The sequence below is a fragment of the Paracoccus acridae genome (assembly GCF_014642735.1).
GTDB lineage: Bacteria > Pseudomonadota > Alphaproteobacteria > Rhodobacterales > Rhodobacteraceae > Paracoccus > Paracoccus acridae.
On sequence record NZ_BMIV01000028.1, the window covers coordinates 1 to 24,156 of the forward strand.

The window sequence follows — 24,156 nt, forward strand, 5'->3', positions numbered from 1 at the left end:
CCCGGCTGGCCACGCTCATGCGCTATGTGTCGAACTCGGTCCGAACCGGCTTTGTCAATGCACTGGCCATCCTGATCTTCGCCGCGCAACTGCCGCATATCCTGAGTGCCGGACCCAGTGGCTATGCCTTGATCGCAACGGGGCTTGCCGTGATCTATCTGGCGCCGCGCCTGACAACCAGAATCCCGGCTCCGCTCATCTGCGTGGTCCTGTTGACGGCGCTCTGTTCGGGTTTCGGTATCGACGTGCCGCGGGTTGCGGACCTTGGCGCGCTTCCAGACGGGCTGCCGGCCTTCCACATTCCCGATGTGCCTTGGGGCCTTGATCTCCTCAGCATCATCTTCATCCCGGCGCTCGCCATCGCGACTGTCGGTCTTCTGGAGAGCCTGATGACGGCGGGGGTCGTCGATGACCAGACGGGCACGCCGTCGGACAAGAATGCCGAGGCCAGGGGCCTGGGCACGGCCAATGTCGCGGCCAGCCTGTTCGGCGGCATCGCCGGCTGCGGAATGATCGGGCAGACCGTCTCGAACGTCAAATATGGCGGACGCGGAAGGCTCTCGACGCTGGCGGCTGGAGGGCTGCTGCTGGTGTTGATGGTCGCGGCGGGTGATCTGATCGGCCAGGTGCCAATGGCGGCGCTCGTGGCGATCATGATCATGGTCTCGATCGACACGCTGGACTGGGGATCGCTGAAGCGGCTGCGCGCCACGCCCCGCTTGTCCAATCTGGTGATGCTCGCGACGGTGGGGGTGACGATCCTCAGCCACAACCTCTCGCTGGGGGTACTGATCGGCGTGCTGATGAGTGGCCTGTTCTTTGCCGCCAAGGTGGCCGCCATGCAGCATGTCCGCCGCGAGGGCGACCATTACATCGTCGAGGGGCAGATCTTTTTTGCCTCGGCCGAAGCCTTCATCGAGGCCTTCGATCCGATCAACCACGATGGCCCGGTCACCATCGACCTGTCGCGCGCCAGGCTGTGGGACATCACGGCCCTGGCGGCAGTCGACAAGGTACGCGACCGCTTCCTGCGCCACAACCTGCCCCTCACCGTAAAGGGGCTTGAAGGTTTAGCCTGAGCGGCTTTCCGTAAGGGCAAGGTCTGTTTGTCTGGTGGGCCAGGGAGAGAGTGTTCTCGGCCGCGAGGCTCGGCACGCTGAGGATGGGGAAGCGCCGCAGCTTCCCGGCGACTCCTTCTCGGATACGGCTTAGACCGTTGCTCGCCAGAGAGAGCCCACGCCCATCTGACGATCCGTCGCTCTTTTGATCGGGATGGTCGTCTGGCCGTGTTAGGATAGGAGACCGTCTTGTCCATCAGGCTACTTGATGAAACCTCTCGTGTTGAACACCCGCGCGGCAAATCGTGTCAGGATCGCTGCCTGGAGTCTTGCAGCGTTATTGGTTCTTTCGCCTTTGTTGGCGACCTCCGTCACCGACCAGGTCGCCTGGGGCGTCTTCGATTTCATCTTCGCCGCTCTGCTGATCGGTGGCCTTGGAGTGGGCTGGGAAATAATCCTGAAAGCGACACGTCATCGCCTCTGGCGGGCGGTCCTTGCCATGGCCCTCCTAGGGTCAGTTCTGTTGATCTGGGCCGAACTTGCAGTGGGCATCATCCACTAAGAGAGAATTCTTGTCCAATTAAAGTAATCACCAGTCTTACTTTCCAGAGCTCTCGTCCCTCTTGCGCGTGCGGCGGTTAAACATGTTGCAACAGACCATGCTGTCCTCTTTTGAGGTTGCGAACGGTTCCTATGCCAGAGTCCGCGCCCGAGAGTCGGGATCATTCAATCAAGTTCCTCGCTGCGGACCGCACGAATGACTGCTTTCTTGGTCGCGCTGCAGCCGCCATGCCGCGTCGCAGTCAGACCGCTTTCCGCCCTTCACAGACATTCGGACCTTCGCATCCGATCGGACCGCTGAGCCGTCGACAGAGAACCGAGCCGGAGCTTATCCTGTCAGGAATGTCGCACACGGCTGATGGTCGTTTAATGCGGCAGCGGCACAGGGTACCGCTGCAGATGTGTTTACTGAACAAAAAGGACGGCTGGCAGCTCACCGCAACAGAGCTGTGATCTTCTTGATGATGTCGTTGCGATTATCCTCTTTGCATCCACAGCGCTTCGCGGCCTTCAGGCATCGGCAAAGCTCGTCGAGGTTAAACCCCGCCGATTTCAGGCGTTCGGCCAGGCGCGGATCGATGACGTTCCCGCAGAACAGGCATTCGAGAAGATCGCCCCAGTTGACGCCGTCACCAGAGCCAGGACCGGATCCGCCCCCTGACGGATCGCCGCCGCCGTTGGGATTGTCGCCTCCCTGCCAGACGGCAGCCGTGCGCAGCGCTTCGCGCATGAAGGGCTGCTCGTGAGATGTCATGCCGGAAGCAAGGAAGCGGAACTTCCAGACGCCGCTTTGATCGGCGACGACAGTGTTCTGGAACACGCCGGGGTCACCCGCCACTGCGGGCAGAGGCAGCAGCGCGGTGGTACCATCCGGTCTGACAAGCTCGGCCCGCACCGCAGCAGAGCCGCGGAAGATCGCGCCGTATTCCGTCAGCACCGCGCGGGCCGTGACTGTTGCGCCCGGCTGCAGGCTGCTCTGGTGCAGGGCAGGGGTCATGCGCAGGTTTGACAGGGCGGTCACGCTGACCGAATAGGGGATCGTAAAGCTGGCGCCGCTCCATCCCGGGTTGTCCTTGATGCCCGTGCCGCGCGGATTGAGCGCCAGAAGCAGGGTCCATCGTCCCGCCTGGGCGGGCTTGCCGCCTGCAAGAAGCGGCAGGCCCGCGCGCATGTGCATCACCCGCGGGCTGGCCCGCGCGATCAGGGCAGGGTCCCCGAAACCCACGATATCGCCGGCTGGCGTTTCCAAGGCCATGATGAAGAAATGCGCAGGCTTGCCCAGGGCAATAGCCGTGATCTCAACATCCTGTTCAGTGACGTCAAAGGGAATACGGACAACCTCTCCCGGTGCGATCCGGCCTTCGGGATCGAGAACCACGTCGTTGTTGTTCACGCCGGCCAGGATCTGGAGATAGTACTTCTCCAGCAGGAAGCCGTCATTGGTCGAGAGGTTGCCGGTCATCAGAAGATAGCCGCCTGTCCCGCTGGTCAGGGCATTCAGCGTGGCGGGGCGGATCTGTTCGGGCGTGCCCAGGCCGATGGCATAGACCTCGGACGTGATCGCATCCGCAACATCGGCGACCCCTTTGTCCGCCGTCTCAATCCCATCGGTCATCACCAGCATGGCGCGATTGTCCCAGGTGCCGGGTGCGCCGGTCAGCTTTTGGGCAGCCAGCTCGATCCCGTCCCCGATCGCTGTCATACCGGCCGGATTGGACACATGGGCGCCGATCGCGCCGATCGCCGCATCGCGCCCCTGGCCCGCCCCTGGGGCGCCCGCGACAGCCACATCGAGGATAGGATGAGGGTCGTGATCATAGGCGTTGATGCCGATGCCATTGTCGTCCCACAGAAGGTCGGCAAAGACCGATGCAGCGTCTCGGAGCACCTGTTCCTTCGTGCGTCCTTCATCCGTGAGATCAAGCATCGAGCCTGACTTGTCAAAGACCAGCTGCGTGGCGACGCGGGGGCGGGCAATCACGTTCGCGACCAAGGTGACGAGGAAGTCCTCGCCCGTTTCGAGACAGCGGATCGTGATCTGCTGCGATGGGACGGGGCCCGGTGTCGCGCCGGCTTGGAACTGCAACCAGACATAGCCCGGCCAGGGAGCAGGTCCGGCGGGTGGGGCCACGACCAGGGTGCCGATCGCCTGAGCAAAGGGTGGGGTCGGGGCGGTGATGATCTGGAACGTCACCGGCAGGGCGCTGTTCACGTTGAAGCGTGCGGCGCGATTGACGGTCAGGCCGGTGGGCACGTCGTTGAAATCGACTGTTGGTGTGGCCAAGGTCACGTCGCCGCCAGGCGCAGGCTGTGCGAAGGGCGCCAGGTCGGCCACGATCTTGCCGGTGCAAACGGGGCAAAACGGGTCTGCCGTGTCGCGCATCATGCAAGTCCAAACCGGGCGGAACGCTCCGCAGTGGCTGTACTTGGCCCCCTCGAAGGTGCCGACGACACCTGCCGCCACGGGACTGGGGCCGGGGTCGGTCGACGCGCAACTCGGGTTGGACCGTGTGGGTGATGCCGACCCGGCGGTCACCAGGGCTTTCCATTTCACCAAAGCAGGATCCGGCTGAATGGTAACATTCACCTCGTCCGGCTCACCGTCTGCAAATGTGTCGGGACCGCCGTAATCATACTCGTCAGCCAGCTCAAAGGCCGAGTGGCCGATCTCGTGAAGCACGACTTCGCGCCAGTCGCTCGACTGGTTGCTGGACCACGCGATCGTGCCCCCGGCGCCGCCACGTTCCGGATCATTCACCAGGACCTGTATCTGGTTCCAGTCCGGCAAGAGACCGGCAACAGTCGCTTCAACAAGCGCGCTGTCGCCGCTCAGCAGTCGCTGGGTCGTGCCGTCTGAGCAAAAGGTCGAGTCGAAATAGGTGGTGGCGGTCGTGGCGCCGCCGTTGACCCCGTCGCAGTCGGGGTTGTCGGCGCCTGAGTCCGTCGAGGTGACGTCCAGACGATAGATGTTGATGCCGGCAATGATCTCGGGCCGGTCAAAGGGAGGCACTGTGAAGATGAAATCGCGGATGGCATTGGCGTCGGCCGCAAACTGCGCCATGTCAGTGTTGCGATAGCCATCCGAGACGATCACGAGGTTCCACCGCGATGCAGGAGAGCCGGAGTCAAAGATCTTTGCCATTCCAATAATGGTGCCGTCAGACGTACCCATCAGCGTGCCTCCTCTTGGCCAGTCTGGCGGAGACTGATCTCGGCAATCACGCGCTTCTGAATGCGTGCCTCGGCAGTGCCTGCATCCGCACTGCGCCGCCCGCGCTTTGCAGCGGTCGCGTCGACCACCACCGCGGACCGGGCCCGCTCGTCGGCGGGCGCGCGGACAAAAATCACCTTGCCTTGCGGTACCGGCGCCCGGCCAAAAGGCCGATCCGGATCGCCCGTCGGATATTCAAGCATATCCGGCAGGCTTTGCGTGACGGCGCGACGATAAAGGGTCCGGCCCTCTTCATCCCGCAGTTCCAGAAATCTCCCGACCGTATTGCTCTCTTTCTCCAGTCGAGATGTCCGCTCCTTTCCATCAGGCCTCTCTGGATTGCTCCAGGTGCCCCCAGGGGTGCGACCCACGATCCGGTCTGCCGATCTGGCAATGTAGCCGTCGCCTTCGCGAACGAATGATAGTCTCCAAGATCCAGACATAATAATAACCTCGAAATATAATGATGAACGTCCAGATTAATAATAGCAAGAAAATGGATGCCTATAAACATGATTCTGAATAACGGCGCCTCCATAAATGTCTAAAGGATGGGTTATGATCATCGAAATGATTTATAAAGCGAATATACTGATGGAACATATAAATAATCTTCGCTAAAAGTTTCTTAGTGGTTTGCACCTCAAAACCAGCCGGTGGGGAGCTTGAGGTTACAGCCTGCCCTTCAGAGTGAAACAGGCCAACGAGGTGTAGATCGAGAATCACTCGAGAATATCTGGAAATTCTGGATCGTCAGGCTGCTTCGCGCCCGTTCCGCGACGTTTACGGTTCCGGATTGCGTCAGGAGTTGACGGATCAGACCATCTCGACGCTGACCCGCGCTCGTTCCCCGCCCAGGGCCGCGAAGGCCCGCTGGCGGCAGGTCAGGACCAGGATCTGTTGGTCCTGCGCCACGCGGTGCAGGGCGGTGAACATCGCCTCGATCCGGTCGTCGTCGCTGTGGACCAGGGCATCGTCGAGGATCACCGGCACCTGGGTGCCCGCCCGCGCGAACAGCCGCGCAAAGGCCAGTCGGGTCAGGATCGCCACCTGTTCGCGCGTGCCGCCCGACAGGATGTCCAGGGCCTCGGCCTGGCCGTCACGGGTCAGGGCAGCGGGCAGCAGGGTCTGGTCGTCGATCTCCAGCGTGGCGCCGGGATGGATCGCCCCCAGCAGAGGCTGCAATTCGCGCAGCACCGGCCCGAGATAGGCATCCCGCGCCTGGCGCCGCGCCTCGTCAAGGGCCTGGCGCAGGCGGGTCAGGGACCGCACCTCGGCCGCGTATCTGGCGGCGCGGGCTTCGGCGTCGGAAAGCCTGCCGCGGACCTCGTCCAGATGTTCCTCGATCCCTTCCTCGGCCAGGGTGCCGATGGAGCCGTTCAGCATCGCCAGATCCTCGCGCAGGCGGTCGCGCTGCGCCTTGGCCTGGGCCGCGACCGACTGGGCGCGCGACAGGGCGGCGCGGGCCATGTCCAGGTCGGGGGCGGCCCGTTCCAGCCGCGCGCACTCGGCCTGGGCATCGGCCAGCCGGGACTGGTGGCCCGCCCGGGCGTCACGCAGGTCGCGCAGCCGGGCCGTCAGCGCCGCCGGATCACCGGCGTCAGCGGCCGCGGCCTCATGGGTGCGGCGGGCGGCGGCAAGCGTGGCGGCGGCTCCGGCCCGGGCCTCGGATGCGGCGCGCAGGGCCGCCTGCGCCTCGGCCGCTGCGGCGCGGGCCCCATCCTCGGTGGCGGTGGCGGTGGCAACGTCCGCTTCAAGGGCGGCGGGCTCGTCCGCGTCCTCAGCGCCCGCACCGGCTTCCGCGACCGCCTGCGCATGGGCCTGGCGCAGCGCGTCAAGGCCGTCCGGCGCAAGTTGGGCCAGAAGGCCCTGGGCGCTGCGCAGGCTGTTGTCCAGCCGCTGCGCCTCGACCAGGCGGGCGCGGGCTTGGGTCAGGTCCTCGGCCCCGCAGGCGGATAGCCGCTGGGCCAGCGTGGCCGCAGCCTTGTCCAGCTGTGCCCGGTCGCCGCCGGTCTGGGTGCCGGGGTCGATGCGCATGGTGCCGATGCCGGGCAGGTCGAAGTCGCGCGGGCCGGTCAGGCGATGCGGGCCTTCGGGCAGGTCGGCCCCATCGGCGCGGACCCGCGCGGTGCCGCTATAGGCAAGGGACAGGCTGACCGACTGCGCGTCCAGGCGGGCCTCGGCCCGGTTCAGCTCGTCGGCGGCCTGTTCGGCGGCGGCAAGGGCCTGCGGCGTCACCACCAGCAACCCGCGCTGCGCCCGCTGTGCCTCCATGTCGGCGCGCAGGCGTTCGGCCTCGGCCAGGCTGCGGGCCAGGTGTGCGGCCCGGTCCTGCGCGGCGCGGGCCAGCCGCGCCCGCTGCGCCAGGGCCAGCCGGTCGCGCAGGGCGCGGGTGGCGGCCTCGGCATCCCGAAGGGCAGCGGCGGTGTCACCTTCGGCCTGGGACAGGGTGGCTGTGCGGCTGTCATGACGGGCCGCATCCTCGGTCGCCGCGGCCAGGGCCTGGGCCGCGCGGGCGGCGCGGTCCGACAGCGTTTCCAGCCGCTCGATCTCGGCACGGGCATTGTCGTCGGTGGCCTGCGCCAGGGCCAGGGCGCGCTGCGCCGCCCCCAGGCGGTCTGCATGGGCTTCGGCCTCGGCCAGTGCGGCGCGGGCAGCAGTCAGGGCCTCGACACGGCGCTGATCCTCGGCTGGGTCGTCCAAGGCTGCAAGCTGGCGCTGCGCCTCGCTGCGGCGGGACAGGTCGCCCGACAGCCGCGCGGCCTTGGCGGCAAGCTCGGCCTCCTCGGCGCGCAGGGCCTCGGCCTCGGCCTCGGCCCGCGCCCATTCGCCCCCCGCCTTGGGGCGCCCGGTCGCCGTCGCAAGCTGGCCCAACGCATCGCCGACCCGCGCCACCACCCCGTCCAGCCTGCGCCCGCCGGTCATCATCTCGATCTCGCCCGCGACCGAAGACAAGAGATCCCGCCGCGCCGACAGCGCCCGTTCCCGGTCGGACTTGTCGCTGGCCGAACTGCCTTCGGGCTCCAGGCCCAGCAGGCCCTGCCGCACCCACAGAAGGCCGGAAGGCCCTGACAGGCCCGCCCCCAGCATCCGGTCGATCCAGGCCTCGGCCTCGTCATCCTGGGCCACCGTCCGCCCGTCGCGCGACACCCTGGCCGAGGCACGGGTCAGCCATCGCTTTTCCACCCGATAGCGCCCGTCGGGCAACTCCAGGTCCGCCGCCACCTCGGGCGCGCCGCCGACATGGGGTTGCAGCGCCTTGATCGCCGCGCGGGTGGCGCGGTGGCGTTCGAAGAACAGCGCATGGATGGCGTCGAAGAAGGTGGACTTGCCGAACTCGTTGGGCTCGCACAGCACGGTGATGCCGTCGCCGATCCCCTCGATCCGGGCGATATGGCCAGCGAAGCGGCGCACGTTGGTCAATTGCAGCGCACGGATCTTCATGCCCCCACCTCTTGCGCGAGGGCGTAGAGCCGCGTCAGCGCGGATGCGGCCACCGCGCGCTCAGTGGCGCTGCGGTCGGGATCGCCCGCCTCGGCCAGCAGCGCCTCGGCCGCCTGGCGCAGCGCGCCCGCGCGGTCGATCCCGTCCAGGTCGTCGGGCTGCGCCTCGGTCACGAGGCCGGACAGGTCGTGGCTGAACCAACCGAAGTCGGGGGCGGCCGCCTGCGCTGCGGCCTCGAGCGCGGTCCGGTCGGACAAGGGCAGGCGGCCGGTGGCGACAAGCCGGACCAGCAGGTTGCGCCGCAGCCTCAGTGGGGGCAGGGCCGCGTCCAGCTGGGCCAGCGGATCGTCGCCGGGCAGCAGGTCCAGCGTGACGGTCCGCCAGCCCATGCTGCCGGTTTCCACCGGCCGGACCCGCGCCGTCCCCTCCAGCGTCACCAGCAGCGCGCAGCAGGCCGCAGAGTGCTTGAAGCCATCGGCCTCGGGTGTGCCGGAATACCAGGTGGACCCGTTCACTTCCATCCGGCCGTGCCAGTCGCCAAGCGCCAGGTAGTCAAGGCCGCAGAGCCGCGCCCGGTCGGGGGCGATGATGCCCGCCGCGCCGTCCTCGCCCGAGAAGTCGGCGATGGCGCCGTGGCCAAGGCCGATGCGCAGGCAGCCCTCGGGTGTGGGGGCGGCCATCGCCTCGGTCAGGTCGCGGCCGGGGCGGCGCTGCGTGCAGGGGGCGGGCAGGAGCATCACGCCGGGGGCCAGTTCGACCGGATCGGGGCTGGTGATCGCCCGCAGGTTGGCCGCCCCGTCCTGGGCGATGCGCCGCCACAGTTCGGTGGCGGCAAGGCTGTCATGGTTGCCCGGCAGCATGATCCAGGTGATGTCGGCCTCGGCCGCCATGGCGCGCAGGGCGTGGCGCAGGGTGTCGGGGGCGGGGGTCTCGGCGTCGAAGGTGTCGCCCGCCAGCAGCACCGTGGCCGCGCCCCCGTCCCGCGCGGCCTGCGCCAGCCGGGCGATCGCGCCGTGGCGGGCCTCGCGCAGGCGGTTGCGGATGGCTTCGGGATAGGTGCCGAAGGCCCTGCCCAGGTGCAAGTCGGACGAATGCAGGAAGCGGAACATAGGGCAGGGGTCCTTCGGTCGGCACTGTCGCGGATCGAGAACAGAACACGCACGCCGCTGGTTCGGCAAGCCCAAAGAGGCGTTGTGCGCTTTGTCCTGGCAGGCTGATGACTCGCCTGTCCTGCGGCGCTTGCCATAGAGAGCTAGAGGTCTGGCGGACTGTCCGTGACGGGTCGAGGGCTGGAGGAGAGGCCTCCGGCGCCCGTCGCGGAGGACATTCCAATGTCTGGACCAAGGCGAGCTGCCCGAGCGACAGATCCTGCAGGCGGCGGTCATTCCACAGGGACCCATCGCTCTCGGGGAACTGTCCCATCATTTTGCGGGACACATCCCGAAGTGCGCTCTGACATCTACACGCGCGTTACCGCAGAGATCATGGCAGCCCTCGAGCACGGGGCCGGTGAGTGGCGCGCCCCGTGGTTCCATGACGGTGCCCATGCCGCCCGTCCCACCAATGTTGCATCAGGCAAGCGTTACCGGGGCATCAACACCGTGGCGCTGTGGGTCGCGGCCATGACATCGGGCTACAGCGATGGCCTGTGGGGTACCTATCGGCAGTGGCAGGCTGCCGGTGCTCAGGTCCGCAAGGGCGAGCGCTCGACCACCGTGGTCCTGTGGAAGCAGATCGCCTCGCGCGAGGAGACAAAGGCAGAGGACGACGGCAAGGACGATGGCGGCCGCGCCCGGATGGTGGCGCGGGCTTTTTCGGTGTTCAACCTGGCCCAGGTGGATGGATACGAACGCCCTCTGACACCGTGCCTGCCCGAGAGCGAGCGTCTGGCACATGCGGAAGACTTCATCGCCAACCTTGGGATAAGAACCGTGTTTGGCGGCTCAGAAGCCTTCTACCGTCCCTCCGTGGACACGGTGTTCATGCCCGAGTTCGCGCAGTTCCGGGACGCTGCCTCGTTTTATGGGGTCTGGCTGCATGAGCATGGCCACGCCTCGGGGGCAAAACACAGGCTTGATCGCGATCTCTCGGGCCGGTTCGGCTCAGCGGCTTACGCGGTCGAGGAATGCTGTGTCGAGATCCTCAGCGGCCTCGTGCTTGCCGATCTCGGCATTGCCCATCATCCGCGGCCCGACCATGCCGCCTACATCGCCTCGTGGCTCAAGGTCATGGCGGCAGACCCCCGCGCGATTTTCACCGCTGCCGGCAAGGCGCAGCAGGCCGCCGACTGGATGCATGCGCAGCAGCCTGTTCCCATGCCCTTATCCGACACAGAGGAGACAGTCACAGCCCGGCTGATCGTCTGATGTCCCGGGCAGGGCGTAGCCAGCATCTATCTTGAAAGGCTCGCCTCGAAGCTTTGCAGTGCGTCCGACCAGACGAAAGACTTCCATATATCGCCGGGGGTCTGGTCAGGCGACGTCGACCCTCCAAGTGTCCCTCTTCATCGACAAAGCGCGCTTGCTTTGCGGTCAGCATCGCCGGTTGCGCCCTGGAAGCCATGGGTGACGGCTCATTCACTGTTCTGATGATCCACGAAAGCAGTAAGAAACTGACCGTCAACGTGATGGCTGATCTGGGTTCGCTGACCAGGCGATTTGAAGATTGGTGAGCGCCTGCCGTTACAGGCCTAATTGCGGGTAGATACCCGAACGCCCGCAAGGGGAGTCATCCTTGCGGGCGTGGACCTCATAACGGGCAGGATCTTGATGGGCCGTCTCAGAATGCTCTCACGAGAAGGGTTGGTCGGTCAAGAAGTTTCCGCAACGTCACCAACGCACGCCCTGGCCACCGTTGTTTGGCTATTCGGCGGCCGAAGCATTTTTTTCTGACTCGGTGGTCCTATATGAAAATGCGGGATCGTTGTTTCTCCTCATCCACTGAGAAAGGGCAGCAGATGACCGAGGCGACACTCTCTCTAGACGGCCTGGAGCCGATCAGGGGCACAGTTGAATTTGGCAGCAGTTATATCGTGTTCATCGCAAACACGAGGATCGACGAACGTCAAATCAATGGGCCTCATGAGGGGCAGCTTACCATAGACAGTCGTGACGAACGGGTCGCCATCGAGACCTATCACGCTGTGGATGGCGGCGGTTGCGAGATGACCCTCCGACGCGTTACGCCATCTACATAATGGAAGCGCCCGCAGGTGGGTAGGACCGTGCGGGCGCGGGGCACTTCTCTGGGCCTTTCCAGAGAAGTTCACAGACGAGCGACCTTACGGTCAAGACGATCCCGCAACGTCCTTGACGCGCATCTTGGCCTCCAATGTTGGGTGTATCTCATTCGGCTGCCGGGCCTACCGCCTCCCGGGACGGCGGCCTGATCGGGGAGCGGGCACGGCAGCCTTCCCTGGTATTCATGGGCGGCCTGAAGCTCGGCTCTGAGACGGCAAGAGCGAGAGGAAGGCTGGAGGATCGTGACGGGTTGGAAGCCAGGGAGAGAGGCTCCCGGGCGCCCGTCGCGGAGAACACTGCCATGGCCAAAGCCATATCCCCCATCACCCTCGCGTCCGCACGCGACATCCCCTTCGACAAGCTGGTCCTGAGCCAGTCCAATGTCCGGCGCATCAAGTCCGGCATGTCCCTCGAGGATCTCGCCCAGTCAATCGCCCGGCGCGGGCTGATCCAGTCCCTCCATGTCCGCCCGGTTCTGGGAGAGGACGGCCAGGAGACCGGCCTCTTCGAGGTGCCGGCCGGCGGCCGCCGCTTCCGGGCGCTCGAGTTGCTGGTCAAACAGAAGCGCCTGGCCCGGAACGCACCCGTGCCCTGCATCGTCTCGCAGGCCGGGGCAGCATCCGGTGTTCCCATCGCCGAAGTGTCGCTGGCCGAGAACATCGAGCGGGCACCCCTCCATCCGCTCGATCAGTTCCGCGCCTTCCAGACCCTGCGCGAGGAGGGCATGACCGAAGAGGCCATCGCGGCGGCCTTTCTCGTTGACGCCAAGGTTGTCCGGCAGCGCCTGCGGCTGGTTGCGGTCTCGCCGGCGCTGCTCGAGGTCTACGGCGAGGACGCCATGACGCTCGAACAGCTGATGGCCTTTACAGTCTCTGAGGATCACGCGCGCCAGGAGCAGGTCTGGCAGGCGGTCAGGGACAGATGGTTGAAGGAGCCCTCCACCATCCGCCACATGCTGACAGAGACCACGGTGCGTGCCTCCGACCGCCGGGCGCTTTTCGTTGGGTTCCCGGCCTACGAGGCGGCGGGTGGCATCGTGCTGCGCGATCTTTTCGAGACCGACGATGGCGGCTGGCTGCAGGACGTGGCCCTGCTCGACCGTCTTGTCGCAGAGAAGCTTGAGCGCGAGGCCAAGGCGATCGCCGCGGAAGGCTGGGCCTGGGTCGAGGTGGCCGTCAGCTTTCCCTATGGCCATGACCGGGGGTTTCGGCAGATCGGCGGGACAGTCGTCGACCTGACGGAAGAAGAACGTGCCGCGCGCGAGGCCCTGCGCGACGAATACGACCTGCTCGAGGCCGAGGATGCCGAGGCCGAGGAGCTGCCCGAGGATGTCGACCGGCGGTTGGGCGAGATCGAGGCGGCGCTCGAGGCCTTCGAAGATCGGCCAATGGTCTTTTCGTCCGAGGAGAAGGCCCGGGCAGGGGTGTTCGTCAGCCTCAGGGCCGATGGCAGCCTGCTCATCGATCGCGGCTATGTTCGGCCCCAAGACGAAAGGCCGGTTTCGACAGGGGGCGACGATGCCGGGGGCCTGCCCGACACGGAGGCCGGGCAGGGAGAGGACGAGACCACCCGGTCTGTCAGGAACACCCTCGAGGGTCAGACAGCGAGCGGTGAGGACAGTGACGATACCGCCGACATCCACAAGCCCTTGCCCGAGCGGCTGGTCTCGGAGCTGACCGCGCACCGCACCCTGGCGCTTCGGGATGCTCTGGCCATGCATCCCGACGTGGCGCTGACGGCCCTCCTGCACCGGCTGGTCGTCGACTGCTTCGGAGGCCGGTCGGCCGGCGCAGCCCTGGAGGTGGCCGTGCGTCCCGTGCATTTTCCAGAGCAGGCACCGGACCTGGGCGAGAGCTTGCCCGCCCGGAGCATCGCGGCGCGGCATGCCGTTTGGCAGGCTGACCTGCCCCTGTCCGAGGGCGACGACGCACTCTGGTCCTGGATCGAGAGCCTCGAGGAGCCCCGACGTCTGGCGCTTCTCGCCCATTGCGTGAGCTTCGGGGTCAATGCGCTTGTCGAGCGGCCAAACCCCTATAGCGGCATGGGCGTGAGCCAGGCAGGCCTCGACCGGCGGCTTGCCGAGGCCGACCGGCTGGCCCGAGCCACAGCCCTTGATCTCGCCCGGGCCGGCTGGCGGCCTACGGTCGAGAACTATCTTGGCCGGGTCACCAAGCCGCGCATTCTTGAGGCGGTGCGCGACGGGGTAGGGGAGGAGGCTGCCCGGCGCATCGAGCACCTGAAGAAGCCCGACATGGCGCGGGAGGCCGAGCGGCTCCTGGCCGAGACCGGCTGGCTGCCCGGGCCATTGCGGCTGCGGACTGCCGGAGACGACCTCGGCAGAGGGGCAGGCGACGAGAGGCTGTCTTCTGTTTGGCCCCTGTCTGACGGCAACGGCGGGGAGAACGCCGGGCTCGATGGTGGGGAGACCTCCACAGACGAGAGCCAACCCAATGCCGGGGAGAACGGCAGCCTGCGGCCAGGCGATCGCGATCCCGAAGGCATCGCTGCGGAGTGACGAGTAACGCGGGGCGGCGGCAGTCGCCCCGCCAACATCATCACGCGCTTGTCCGGAAGGGTGCCTCAGGATCTCGAGAGGGAGAGGCGGGCGGGACAAGGCTGCGCCTGAACGGATCCAGAGAAGCCGTCTAGGCCGCCCATCCCGTTTCTCATTTTCGGAGACCCTGTCATGAGCATGAACACACCGGCCTTCACGCCCGCCACGCCTGTTGCCGAGGACCGCCGCATGGCGTTTCTGCCCCGGCTGTTCGGACCCCGCCTGTTCCTCATCGGCGAACAGGCGGTCTTCGGCTTCATGGAAAAGCTGAGCCCGACGAACTACACCGGCGGCATCTGGGACTTCTGCGAACAGGCAGGCCAGCCGCTTTATCTGGCTCCCACCTCCCGGCCCCGCTTCCACCTCGTCTGGGACGGCAATGGCTATGAGGGCGATGTCTCGGCTGATGCCGCCGGCATCATCGCCACGCTGTTTGCCTTTTCGCACCTGTCCTTCCGCCATGACGCCCCGGAGCTCACCGACGGCTTTGCCCGGCTTTTCGCCCACGCCGCGGATCATCCCGAGGCGCGCGAGATCTTTCAGGCCATCGATTGACTGCTGCAAGCGCCCGGCCTTCTTGGTTGGGCGCTTGTTTCATGCGGGCTGTCGCTGCGGGGACTGATAAGATTGATCGGTGGCGGCAGGCGGACGATTACCCTAGGCGGCTCCCTTCGGGGTAGGGATGCGCTTGCGTACTGTCTTGCCGGGCAGACGTCCTTGTGCATACCGGAGCAGGAACGGGGCGACAGACAAGGCGGAACCGATGACGGATAAGAGCCCTATCGCCGATGACAGCCTGGACGCTCTGGCGCAAACCCTGGCGGAGATGCTGGGCGTGGACACATCCGAGGCCATGCGCCGGGCTTTGCGGAACGAGATCGAGCGTGTGAGGTCCACACCCACCATCGACGACCAGATCGAAACCCTGCGCGAGACGGTGAAGAACTACGGCCGCAAGTCGACGCGCATGGTGCACCCGTCAAAAAAGCGCTGATCATCCTCACAGATCTGCCCTTTGCGCCGTAACCTGTCACCTGGCCAAAGCACCCTATTCCGGCGCCGTGCTTGACGTCGCGTGGCCAAACGCTGCCATCGGACAGGCGCTGATCCTGGACCAAGCTCGCCAGAGCACTGCCGCGTTGGTGCTGGTCTCCAGGAGATGGCACCGGTCCAACAACCCCTTTCCCAAGGCGTTGATCGGGGGGCTTCCGGAAAGGCAGAGGCGGATTTGGATCGGGGAAGAGCCGGCGCGGTCGAGAGAGCACCGCGGGCTCGCTTCTGTTCTTCCGCTCTCCCGAGGAGTTCCCCATGCCCCGTCATGAAGCACTAGACCTGGCAATCCGTCTTGGCCGGCAGGCCGAGGCCGTCTGCCGGCATTACCTGTCGTCCGGCCATCGTGCCGGAAACTACTGGCTAGTCGGGGATGTGCATAACACCCCCGGCCGTTCGATGTTCGTGCGCCTGAGCGGGCCGGAGACCGGCAAGGGTGCCGCGGGCAAGTGGACGGATGCATCCGAGGGTTGCCACGGTGACCTCCTCGACATCATCCGCGAAGCGCAGGGCTTTACGGACTTTAAGGACGTGTTGGCCGAGGCAGGCCGGTTCCTCGCACTGCCACACCCAGAGCCGGGGCCGGACCAAGAAGGAAGGGACCGGACAATCCCGGCGGCACCCGGTTCGCGGAAGGCGGCGCGACGGCTCTTCGCCATGGCCGAGCCAATCGCTGGCACCCTCGTCGAGACCTACTTGCGGGGGCGTTCCATCACCGCACTGACCGGCACGGCTGCATTGCGGTATCACCCATGCTGCTACTACCGACCGGATCATGCCGGGCCCACCGAAGCCCGGCCGGCGATGATTGCCGCCGTCACTGATCTCGCCGGCCGCCAGACCGGCGCGCATCGCACCTGGCTTGCCCCGGACGGTTCCGGCAAGGCCCCGATCGCCACGCCGCGCCGGGCCATGGGGGAGCTTCTCGGCCACGGCGTCCGCTTCGGGGTGGCCGATGATGTGCTGGCGGTGGGCGAGGGCATCGAGACTGTGCTGTCGCCGCGCCAGGTGCTGCCTGGCATGCCGATGCTGGCAGCCCTCTCGGCCGCCCATCTTGCCGCCGTGCTCTTCCCTCCCACGTTGCGCCGCCTTTATGTCCTGTGCGACCGTGACCCCGCCGGCGACAGAGCGCGCGACAGCCTTCTGGCCCGAGCGGCCAGCCTCGGCATCGAGGCGATTGCCCTTGTGCCCGTGGAGGGGGACTTCAATGACGACCTACGGCATCGTGGCGCTGCTGCCCTGAGCGCGGCGCTGAAGGACGTGCTCCATCCCGATGACCGACGCCGCTTCCTTCAGGGGTGAGGCAGGCTCGGTGCTGGTGGCCGGACCTCTGCCCTTTGGACGGGTCGCTCCCTGTCCCGGTCACCTCTCCTTCACGCGCGGAGATCCGCGTTCCAGGTCTTCGAGGAGGGCAATCGGCGCACAGCCGGGTCGGCCGGGCAATGGCGGCGGCCGACTATTTTCCGCCGCGTCCTGCGGACGCTTTGCATCGCGAGGCAAAATAGCCGGCCTTGGCCATCAAGGCCCTCGCGAGGCGCGAGGGCTGCCCGTCCGGCCCGCCCGTGCGCTGCGATGCCCGCGAAGGCCGCGAGAAACGCGGGTCTCGCCCCCATCGAAGGAGAACGCGATGACACAGGATCCCGACGACCAGGCCCCCGAGCCGGTCCACACCTCCTCCCAGACCGAGCACGTCCTGACCGAACTCCAGCTTTACGGCTGGCGCCCCTTTCAGGATGAGCCCGACCCCCGGCCGCTTCCGGAGGCGGACACCGTCTCCACCGCCGTGTCCGACATCTTCGACGCCCTGGTGGCAAGCCTCAGTGACACCCGGCTCGAGCCCGATCTCGAGGAACTGCTCTGGGGCACCGTCAATCTCTTCCATCGTGCCGCGGCCCGCGTCGAGCGCGAACTCGACAACAACGAACTAGCGCAGCGCCGGCTGCAGCGCGAGCAGGACGGCAGCGAGGTGAAGTCGGTTGAGCTCGAACGCCTCACGGCCGAAGGGCAGACCCTGATCGAACGGCGCGCCGGCATGGAGCTCTTCCGCGACCTCGCCACCGAGGCCTTCGAGCACCACACCGGCAGTGCCTGGCGGCCACGCACGGGCTCGATGGTCAGCCATCGCCATCTCACGGCGGCAATGATCGACAGCCGCGACTTCCTGGCCGCCAAGCGCCGGGCCGAGACCGAGGTGATGCTGCCTGCCGGGCCAAAGGTGGCCATGACCGGCGGGGCAGACTTCAACGATCACCGGCTGATCTGGGCCAGGCTCGATCAGGTCCATGCCAAGCACCCCGCCATGGTGCTCCTGCATGGCGGCTCGCCCAAGGGCGCGGAACTCATTGCCTCCCGCTGGGCCGATCACCGCAAGGTGCCGCAGATCGCCTTCCGTCCCGACTGGACGAAGCACGGCAAGGCCGCACCCTTCAAGCGCAATGACGCGCTGCTCGATGTCCTGCCGGTCGGTGTCCTGGTCTTCCCCGGCACCGGCATCCAGGAGAACCTGGCTGACAAGGCCCGCAAGCTGGGCATCCCGGTCATGAAGATCGAGGGCGGCGCGTAAGCGCCGTTCTCTACAGCCCTCTGCCTGCCAAGGCTTCGTTGTCAGACACCGCCTGCTGCGCCGCTCTGCGGCGTGTGGTCCGGCAAAAGGTCCGGGTGGCGCGGGGAGCGCCGTGCAGGGGGGATTCGGTCAAGCCGAACGCCCCCTGCAGGACAGCATAGCGCCTGGCCCGCACCGGTGCCGGAAGGGAAGGAAGAGGGGAACCGCCGGTTCCCCCGTCAACTGCAAAATGCGGCGCCCCAAGGGGGCACCCCCATCTTCCGCGCCGCCGGGCGGCGGCTTGTGCAGACGGGGCCCCCGACCCTTGGGGCTTGATTTTGCAGTTGCCGGGCCCCCCTCCCGCCCTCGCCGGGAGGCAGCCCAGGAAGGTGAGACGCGCCGGGGGCGCGGCTCGCCTTCCCGGTCCGCTCCCATTCTTGAAGAAGAGCAAGGCCGGGAGGGGATCGCCAGATCAGAAGGAGGGTTTTCTCATGACGCGCTATCAATGCATCTCCTGCGAGGCCACCCAGACCACGGCGGGCACCCGTCCAGACGCTTGCCGCCATTGCGCGGGGCCGGTCTTCGATCTCGACCGCTACGAGGCCGCATTGGCTGAGGCACGGATCATCGGAGCACAGAACGACGCCTTCCGGGCAGCCCTTGGGCAAACCGAGTGGCAGGGCGAGACTCTGCGCGGCAGGGTGGTCGTGACGCGCGGGATCGTTGCCCGTGGCCCTGACTTCGTGGACGCGGCCCTCGACCGGGTGCGCATCGACGCAACCGTCATGGACGATCATGGCACCGATGGCCTCCGCAGCTTCGGCATGCTGGATGTGCCGCACGGAGACGAAACCGTGTGCATCTACTGGAAGATCGACCTTTACGACACCGACGGGTTGATGGGACCGGAGGTGGAAACGGATCCCGCACAGACGATCCGCATCCTCACCCTCTGCCTGCCCGACGAATACTAATCCGACATGGGCGGCTTCGAAAGCGGGCCGCCTGACCATCGGAAAGAGCTTGCTGCTTCCCGTTCACTCCGGTCAGGCCGTCTCGCCCGGTTGTTGTCCCTCGTATCCGGGCACGATCGCCAGGTCTATGATGGCCTTGCCCGCTCTGAGCCGCATGGCCTCCTCATATTCAGGTGAGGCATAGCAGGCCACGGCTGCATCAAAGCTCGGAAACTCGATCACCACCACGCGGGACCGAGGGTTGCCTTCCGAGACCTCGCCCCGGGAGCCACGCGTCAGGAAGCGCCCGCCATACTTGCGAAAGGCCATTGCGTTCTCGGCGATGTAGGCCTTGTAGCCCTCCGGGTCCGTCACATCGGCAAATGCGACCCAATAGCCCTTCGTCATGATCATGGCCCTCCTTTGCGTTGCGCCCAGCATAGGGAAGCGGCGACCACAACGCGACCGGCGAGATGTCTGATAGCATAGGCCGGGATAAACCGGTCCGATAGGTCGACGGCATCGACCTAAGAATGGCATCCTCGAAGGATATGCGGAGGCTCCTCTCGCCTGTCGCATGGGCGACGCGCGCAGTCCCAACAGGGCCCAGCAGAGCGGCGGCATCCTGGTCCCGACTCTGCAGGGCGGCTATCGCGGCCCCGATCAGAAATCTCTTGCTGCGCGGCTGAGCGCTATGCCAAGCAAGGTCTTGTGGTGCAGCGGAGAGGGATGATGGCACGCGGGACAGTCAAGTGGTTCAACACCGACAAGGGTTATGGCTTCATTGCGCCGGAGACCGGCGGCGGGGATGTGTTTGTCCATATCACGGCCGTTCAGCGCGCCGGGTTGGACACGCTGCGGGATGGGCAGAAAGTCTCCTTTGAGCTGGAGACCGGCCGCAACGGCAAGACGAGCGCGGTCGATCTGCAGGCCTTCTGAGACGACAAAGGTGGTCGCCGCCCAGCAGCCAGCCTGTCGTTGGTGAAGGCCTCTTCACAAGCTCGGTCGGCATCATCCGGTCCTGTTAACCGCTCTTTAACCGGATCTAGCTTATGCAAATAGCGCATAAGAGGATCGGGCATGAGCTACCGGATCACCACCTACAGCGCCTTGCAGGCCAATCTGTCGGCGGCCAACACGGCCGTAAGGCTGTGCCGGGCCAACATCGGCCGGCTGCCTTTGTCCGACCAGGAACGCGATGCAACGATCGACCGGATCAGAAAGCAGATCGGCGAGTTGGAGACGCTCATCCTGGAACTTGAGCCACCCGGTGGCAAGCAGGCTGCGCCCTTCATCAGGACGCGGGTCAGAAAGGCGCCACCGCGTCGCCGGACCAGCACCCTGTCGGACAACAGGACGTGACAGCGGACCCAGATGACGAGGGACCCCAGGCGAACGCGCGCCCGTGCTTCACGAAAGGGTCCCGGAGGCCTTCTCCGCCCCAGGCACCGACAACAACACGCCTCGCAGGGCGTAGGATCTCTCAGCCGGGCGGGAACACTCTGAAACCAACCACACACACCCGCTCGGCTGATAACACCTTTATGTCTGCGCCGGGCGTTGAGGGATAGTTGTTCTTTCAGGCAGGGGACAGTGCCCTAAGGCATCTGCTCCTAGCGGCTGCGGCTTACTCGTTGTGACCTGTCGTGTGAGCCCTCTGTTCAGCGGGGACCTGCCGGGGTAGAGCAGTGCGGTCAGGTTGAGCGGCGAAGCCGAGAAGTGCAGCTTGGCTCGGCCTCGGGGGTGACCAAGCCATCGGGCTGACGACCTCCTGAGAAGCTGTCAGACGCTTGCGGGCGGTGTGGGGGTGGTGGGGGTGATCTCCTCTTTATGCGGGATAAACCCCGTGACAGATCCCCTGAAATATGGCATGGTGGGGGGTGTAGAGATGACAGGAAATGTCGAGTGTCTACACCAGTGGACAGGAGCGCCCGATGGCCCTTCGAGACACGCCCCAGACCCCTGCAGACCCAGTGCGCCCCGGCGGCAAGCGGCGCTTGCCCGCGTCACAGCACGGTTCTAGCAAACAGATCAGCAAGACCCGCCCGGACGGCCCCCGCCGCAGCCGGGAGACGGCCACCACCGGAGGCCAAGCCGTCTCGGCCCGGCTGTCGCCGGTCGAGCTCGGCGCCTTCGAAGCCCTGAAAGCACGCCATGGCCTTGGCTCGACCTCGGGCGCCCTGCGAGCCCTGGTGCGGGCGGCCTCGGGGATGCTGGAGTTCGACCCCGCCACCGGTGCGCGCCTCGAGGCCGTGCGGGCCGAGCTCCAGGAGATCGGCATTGCCGTGAACGCGATCGCCTTGGCGGCGGGCCAGGGTCGCATCGATCCAAGCGGTGAGCAATGGGCGGTCCTCAACGCCCTGCGCCAGACTCTGCCGGAGATGCGCGCCGATCTGCGGGCGGTGGTGGACGAGCAGCGGCGTCGCGGGATCCGGCTCTTTATGGCATGGAAGGAGGCGGAGTATGGCGAGCCTCTCGGATGATCTGATCGGCGAGATCCGGCTGCGCCGCGTCGGCGGCCGGGTGCCGCGCGACAGCAGGTTCGGCAAGGGCCGGTCCCACCGGTCCGGGGCAGGGGGGTCGTCCTTCTCGGCACAAGCACGCAATCTGTGGCGGGTGGGCCAGGGCTCGAACGCCGCGGTGCTGAAGAAGATCGCCCGCGGCGGCACGCAGACGCCGGGCCGGCTCCAGGCGCAACTGCGGTATCTCTTCACCAAGTCCCACGCGCTCTTCGGCAACACGGTCGCGTTTGACCCAGAGGCACAGGTGCTGTCAGCCGAGCAGCGCCGCGCGATTGTGCTCGACTGGTCGGACAGCTGGCGGGGCGATCCGAAGAACGGCCATACCACGCATCTGCTCCTCTCGTTCCCTTATGACCTTTCCCCCAAAAAGGCTCTGTGGATCGCGGAGGCCTGGGCCTTCGAGATGTTCCAGTCAGGCACCCATATGCAGGATGAATGGGCCTATGTGGCGGCGCTGCACACGGACCGGTCGCACCCCCATGTCCATATCGTGGTGAACAACCGCGGGCTCGAGCAGGACACCTGGTTCTTCATGGCGAAGGATCATGCGTTCAACCTTTCCACCATGAAGGAGCGGCTGGTGGAGATCGCGGGCGGGATGGGGGTGGAACTTGACGCCTCCTCGCGGCTCGAGCGGGGCATCCTGACCTATGGGCCCACCCGCGCCGAGATCGAGGGGGCGGCGCGCGAGAGGCGCCCGGTGCGCGAGCGGGCGCTGCAGGGTCCGGCGCTCGAGGAGGGGCTTGCAGTAGTGACCCGCAGCGCGGCCACGCTCAGAACGCTGGCCGGGATCGCCAGCCTTGCCCGGCTCAAGGAGGTGAAACTGCGCATGGAGTGGGCGGCCGTGATCCTGGAGACCGGCGGCATCCTGAGTGCGAAAACCCTGGAGGGTGAGATGACGGATTTGCAGAACACGGACGTCCCGCACACCCGGCGAAGCCTGGACCGGGTGTTTGCCACCTGGCTTGATCGGGTCGAGCGCGAGATCGCCACCCTTGGTCCCGAGGACCGGCGCGAGATGCGCACGGAACTGGCGGAGGTCACCACCGCGATCCTGCGCGATCTGGGCGATGCACGCGGCGCCGAGCTGGTCATGGAGCCGCCGCGCTCGGCCCTCTACCGGACCGAGCTTGGAGACGGCGCCATCACCCGCGGGACGGTCACGAAGACCCTGTCCCGGACCGCCGCCCTTGAGGTGCGGACCGGGGTCCTGGAGGCGGCCGAAGCCATCGGCATCGAGCGGCCCGCGATGGAGCGGCGGCTCGAGCATCCGGCTGCCAATGCCTGGCAGGAGCGGGAGTGGGTCAAGGCCGATCTCAGGGCAGTCTCGGTTACCCGAGGGCTCGATCTCAACGTGAAGGCCGAGCGCGACCAGGTGGCCGACCTCGTGGACAGCTTCTACGCCACCGCCGCCAAGGTGCTGAACCACGCCCTGGGGATGGAGCACGCCCGGGAGACGGTCCACAGCCGCGAGAGCGATCGCCTGGTGCGGACGCTCGAGACGCTGTCCCGGGTACACCGCCAGCACCGCCGGGTCGAGTTCGAGGGGGAGGACCACGCCGAGCGCTTTGCCCGGGATCTGAAGGAGCGGTACGGCGAAAGGGTCATGGAGCAGATCGCTTCAGGCGATGATCGGGCCTTGGCCTTGGACTTTCCCGAAGAAGGGCCACGCCGCGCGATCGCCCGTGCCCTGGTGGTAGCCGCCGAGAGCCACGAAAGCTTCGGTCTGTCCCGGCGGCAGGCGGAACTGGCCAGGGAACGGCTGCTCTCGAGCGAGCACCAGCACGAGCGGGCGCAACATGAGTTGCACCGCAAGGATCACGATCTCGACCTCTGAAAGGAGGCAGAACCGATGAACCGGATGATCATTGCTATTCCCACGGGATTGATTGCCGGAGCCCTTGTCGGGCTGATGATCGGAGGCTTGTGGCTGCATTGGCAGCTTGGGGCGGGCATGAATGCGGGACACCCGTTCGTTCTGGTGACCGAGTTTCCCGGCCTGCGGATGGCCGGGCAGGATCCCTGGCGTTCGGCCTATGCGATCGTTCTGGCAGGTGCCGTGCTTTTGTCCCTGCTGGCTGTTGCGTTCACCCTGACCCATCGGCTGACCACCTATGGCACAGCGCATTTCCAGACCCGGCGCGAGATCCGGCGCAACGGGCTCCTGCAGCCCGTAGGGGCAGGGCTGGTGTTCGGCAAGTTCGGCAAGCCGCACAGAAAGGGCCGCTTTGTCTGCGGCAGCTACGGCCGCTTCCCCCATGCCCTGGTGGCCGCGCCCACCCGCTCGGGCAAGGGAGTGGGATACGTGATGCCGAACACGCTGCTCTTTCCCGGCTCCTGCGTGGTGATGGATGTGAAAGGCGATATCTTCGAGGCGACGGCCCGGCACCGCCAGGCGCAGGGCGACCAGGTGTTCCGCATCGCGCCGTTTGACTTCCAGCACCCGTCGCATCGCTACAACCCACTTGAGCGGATCAGCAGGATTGCGGATACCGACCAGCGGTTCACCGAACTCTCGAAGCTCGCCAGCTATTTCCTGATCCCGAAGAACGAGAAGGGCGGCGCCTCGGACTTCATCGTGGGCGCGCGCCAGCTCTTCGTAGCCGGCGGCATGCTGGCCATCGAGCGCGGCACGCCGACGCTTGGCGCCATTGCCCGCATCCTCTTTGATACCGGCAACAAGGAGGCAGCCTACGCGGCCCTGGCAGCCGAGGCGCGCCACGCCCAGACAGCGACAATCTTTCGCAACTTCTCGGGCCATTCCGATCGGACGCTCTCGTCCTACGCCTCGGTTCTTGACGGCTCCGGCCTTGGGCTGTGGCTCAACCCCCGGATCGACAAGATCACGAGCGCCAACGACTTTTCCTGGGGCGACATCCGGCGGCGCCCGCATGCGGTCTATGTCGTCGCCAACTCGGACGATATCCCGACGCTTTCCCCGCTTCTGCGGCTGATGTTCGGAGAGTTGATCGCCACCATGCGCGCGCACATCCCCGATCCGACAACGGAGCCCTGGCCTGTA

The 24,156-nt window shown here is 66.3% G+C and carries 20 protein-coding genes; 15 read left to right on the forward strand and 5 right to left on the reverse strand.

Translation table 11 applies throughout. From position 1 onward, the window contains the following. Window positions 1–1,079: SulP family inorganic anion transporter (locus tag IEX25_RS18310; RefSeq protein WP_188717047.1), on the forward strand; the 1,079-nt coding region annotated here is incomplete at its 5' end. Between the two features lie 247 nt (window positions 1,080–1,326). Then, window positions 1,327–1,620 carry a hypothetical protein gene (locus IEX25_RS18315; RefSeq protein ID WP_188717049.1) on the forward strand — a complete coding sequence of 98 codons (294 nt, stop codon included), beginning with the start codon at window positions 1,327–1,329 and terminating at the stop codon, window positions 1,618–1,620. A gap of 432 nt (window positions 1,621–2,052) precedes the next feature. Here the strand turns inward: IEX25_RS18315 and IEX25_RS18320 are convergent, their stop codons facing one another. The 4 genes from IEX25_RS18320 to IEX25_RS18335 form a co-directional block, all read right to left on the reverse strand. Beyond that, window positions 2,053–4,791, reverse strand: a complete 2,739-nt coding sequence (locus tag IEX25_RS18320; RefSeq protein WP_188717051.1) for a M64 family metallopeptidase — start codon at window positions 4,789–4,791, stop codon at window positions 2,053–2,055. Further along, window positions 4,791–5,273: a hypothetical protein gene (locus IEX25_RS18325; protein ID WP_188717053.1), complete on the reverse strand. Its 483-nt coding sequence runs from the start codon at window positions 5,271–5,273 to the stop codon at window positions 4,791–4,793. The genes IEX25_RS18320 and IEX25_RS18325 overlap by 1 nt, the downstream gene beginning before the upstream one ends. A gap of 373 nt (window positions 5,274–5,646) precedes the next feature. Next, on the reverse strand, window positions 5,647–8,274 hold the full coding sequence (locus IEX25_RS18330) for an AAA family ATPase (RefSeq protein WP_188717054.1): 2,628 nt from the start codon (window positions 8,272–8,274) through the stop codon (window positions 5,647–5,649). Further along, window positions 8,271–9,383 (reverse strand): metallophosphoesterase family protein, encoded by a 1,113-nt coding sequence (locus IEX25_RS18335; RefSeq protein ID WP_103175144.1) that lies wholly within the window; start codon window positions 9,381–9,383, stop codon window positions 8,271–8,273. Before IEX25_RS18335 ends, IEX25_RS18330 begins: the two co-directional genes overlap by 4 nt. Window positions 9,384–9,719: 336 nt before the next feature. On the opposite strand from IEX25_RS18335, the gene IEX25_RS18340 reads away from it, so the two are divergent. The 8 genes from IEX25_RS18340 (at window position 9,720) to IEX25_RS18375 (ending at window position 18,633) form a co-directional block, all read left to right on the forward strand. Beyond that, on the forward strand, window positions 9,720–10,640 hold the full coding sequence (locus IEX25_RS18340; RefSeq protein WP_268236167.1) for an ArdC family protein: 921 nt from the start codon (window positions 9,720–9,722) through the stop codon (window positions 10,638–10,640). A 590-nt stretch (window positions 10,641–11,230) separates the two neighbouring features. Next, a complete protein-coding gene (locus IEX25_RS18345) occupies window positions 11,231–11,470 on the forward strand; it encodes a hypothetical protein (protein ID WP_188717057.1) in 240 nt (79 codons plus the stop codon). A 344-nt stretch (window positions 11,471–11,814) separates the two neighbouring features. Continuing rightward, a complete protein-coding gene (locus tag IEX25_RS18350; RefSeq protein WP_188717059.1) occupies window positions 11,815–14,028 on the forward strand; it encodes a ParB/RepB/Spo0J family partition protein in 2,214 nt (737 codons plus the stop codon). Window positions 14,029–14,199: 171 nt separating this feature from the next. Next, a complete protein-coding gene (locus IEX25_RS18355) occupies window positions 14,200–14,622 on the forward strand; it encodes an antirestriction protein (RefSeq protein ID WP_229665442.1) in 423 nt (140 codons plus the stop codon). Window positions 14,623–14,830: 208 nt separating this feature from the next. After that, entirely contained in the window at window positions 14,831–15,061 is a 231-nt protein-coding gene (locus IEX25_RS18360) for a type II toxin-antitoxin system VapB family antitoxin (protein ID WP_188717061.1), read from the forward strand. Window positions 15,062–15,375: 314 nt separating this feature from the next. Continuing rightward, on the forward strand, window positions 15,376–16,419 hold the full coding sequence (locus IEX25_RS18365; RefSeq protein ID WP_188717064.1) for a DUF7146 domain-containing protein: 1,044 nt from the start codon (window positions 15,376–15,378) through the stop codon (window positions 16,417–16,419). 325 nt (window positions 16,420–16,744) lie between these two features. Next, complete coding sequence (locus IEX25_RS18370; protein WP_188717066.1) at window positions 16,745–17,680, forward strand: DUF2493 domain-containing protein; 936 nt, start codon at window positions 16,745–16,747, stop codon at window positions 17,678–17,680. Window positions 17,681–18,150: 470 nt separating this feature from the next. Next, window positions 18,151–18,633, forward strand: coding sequence for a DUF3768 domain-containing protein (locus IEX25_RS18375; protein ID WP_188717068.1), 483 nt, complete (start codon window positions 18,151–18,153; stop codon window positions 18,631–18,633). 72 nt (window positions 18,634–18,705) lie between these two features. Here IEX25_RS18375 and IEX25_RS18380 read toward each other — a convergent pair whose 3' ends face one another. After that, window positions 18,706–19,026: a DUF1330 domain-containing protein gene (locus IEX25_RS18380; protein ID WP_308421455.1), complete on the reverse strand. Its 321-nt coding sequence runs from the start codon at window positions 19,024–19,026 to the stop codon at window positions 18,706–18,708. Window positions 19,027–19,344: 318 nt separating this feature from the next. Between IEX25_RS18380 and IEX25_RS18385 the strand changes: the two genes are divergently transcribed. From IEX25_RS18385 to IEX25_RS18405, 5 genes are all read left to right on the forward strand, one after another. Then, complete coding sequence (locus IEX25_RS18385) at window positions 19,345–19,551, forward strand: cold-shock protein (protein ID WP_188717070.1); 207 nt, start codon at window positions 19,345–19,347, stop codon at window positions 19,549–19,551. A 141-nt stretch (window positions 19,552–19,692) separates the two neighbouring features. After that, a complete protein-coding gene (locus IEX25_RS18390) occupies window positions 19,693–19,974 on the forward strand; it encodes a hypothetical protein (protein WP_188717072.1) in 282 nt (93 codons plus the stop codon). A 572-nt stretch (window positions 19,975–20,546) separates the two neighbouring features. Then, on the forward strand, window positions 20,547–21,095 hold the full coding sequence (locus tag IEX25_RS18395; RefSeq protein WP_188717073.1) for a DNA mobilization endonuclease VirD1/MobC family subunit: 549 nt from the start codon (window positions 20,547–20,549) through the stop codon (window positions 21,093–21,095). Next, window positions 21,076–22,971 carry a relaxase/mobilization nuclease domain-containing protein gene (locus tag IEX25_RS18400; RefSeq protein WP_188717075.1) on the forward strand — a complete coding sequence of 632 codons (1,896 nt, stop codon included), beginning with the start codon at window positions 21,076–21,078 and terminating at the stop codon, window positions 22,969–22,971. The genes IEX25_RS18395 and IEX25_RS18400 overlap by 20 nt, the downstream gene beginning before the upstream one ends. Before the next feature lie 15 nt (window positions 22,972–22,986). Beyond that, window positions 22,987–24,156 (forward strand): type IV secretory system conjugative DNA transfer family protein (locus IEX25_RS18405; RefSeq protein ID WP_188717077.1); only part of this gene is annotated, 1,170 nt, incomplete at its 3' end.

Coding starts and splice junctions, on each gene's coding strand:
- IEX25_RS18335 (WP_103175144.1), bottom strand. CDS start 9,383: ATGTTCCGCTTCCTGCATTCGTCCGACTTGCACCTGGGCAGGGCCTTC.
- IEX25_RS18350 (WP_188717059.1), top strand. CDS start 11,815: ATGGCCAAAGCCATATCCCCCATCACCCTCGCGTCCGCACGCGACATC.
- IEX25_RS18370 (WP_188717066.1), top strand. CDS start 16,745: ATGACACAGGATCCCGACGACCAGGCCCCCGAGCCGGTCCACACCTCC.
- IEX25_RS18385 (WP_188717070.1), top strand. CDS start 19,345: ATGGCACGCGGGACAGTCAAGTGGTTCAACACCGACAAGGGTTATGGC.
- IEX25_RS18330 (WP_188717054.1), bottom strand. CDS start 8,274: ATGAAGATCCGTGCGCTGCAATTGACCAACGTGCGCCGCTTCGCTGGC.
- IEX25_RS18355 (WP_229665442.1), top strand. CDS start 14,200: ATGAGCATGAACACACCGGCCTTCACGCCCGCCACGCCTGTTGCCGAG.
- IEX25_RS18380 (WP_308421455.1), bottom strand. CDS start 19,026: ATGATCATGACGAAGGGCTATTGGGTCGCATTTGCCGATGTGACGGAC.
- IEX25_RS18325 (WP_188717053.1), bottom strand. CDS start 5,273: ATGTCTGGATCTTGGAGACTATCATTCGTTCGCGAAGGCGACGGCTAC.
- IEX25_RS18395 (WP_188717073.1), top strand. CDS start 20,547: ATGGCCCTTCGAGACACGCCCCAGACCCCTGCAGACCCAGTGCGCCCC.
- IEX25_RS18365 (WP_188717064.1), top strand. CDS start 15,376: ATGCCCCGTCATGAAGCACTAGACCTGGCAATCCGTCTTGGCCGGCAG.
- IEX25_RS18375 (WP_188717068.1), top strand. CDS start 18,151: ATGACGCGCTATCAATGCATCTCCTGCGAGGCCACCCAGACCACGGCG.
- IEX25_RS18320 (WP_188717051.1), bottom strand. CDS start 4,791: ATGGGTACGTCTGACGGCACCATTATTGGAATGGCAAAGATCTTTGAC.
- IEX25_RS18345 (WP_188717057.1), top strand. CDS start 11,231: ATGACCGAGGCGACACTCTCTCTAGACGGCCTGGAGCCGATCAGGGGC.
- IEX25_RS18390 (WP_188717072.1), top strand. CDS start 19,693: ATGAGCTACCGGATCACCACCTACAGCGCCTTGCAGGCCAATCTGTCG.
- IEX25_RS18360 (WP_188717061.1), top strand. CDS start 14,831: ATGACGGATAAGAGCCCTATCGCCGATGACAGCCTGGACGCTCTGGCG.
- IEX25_RS18400 (WP_188717075.1), top strand. CDS start 21,076: ATGGCGAGCCTCTCGGATGATCTGATCGGCGAGATCCGGCTGCGCCGC.
- IEX25_RS18315 (WP_188717049.1), top strand. CDS start 1,327: ATGAAACCTCTCGTGTTGAACACCCGCGCGGCAAATCGTGTCAGGATC.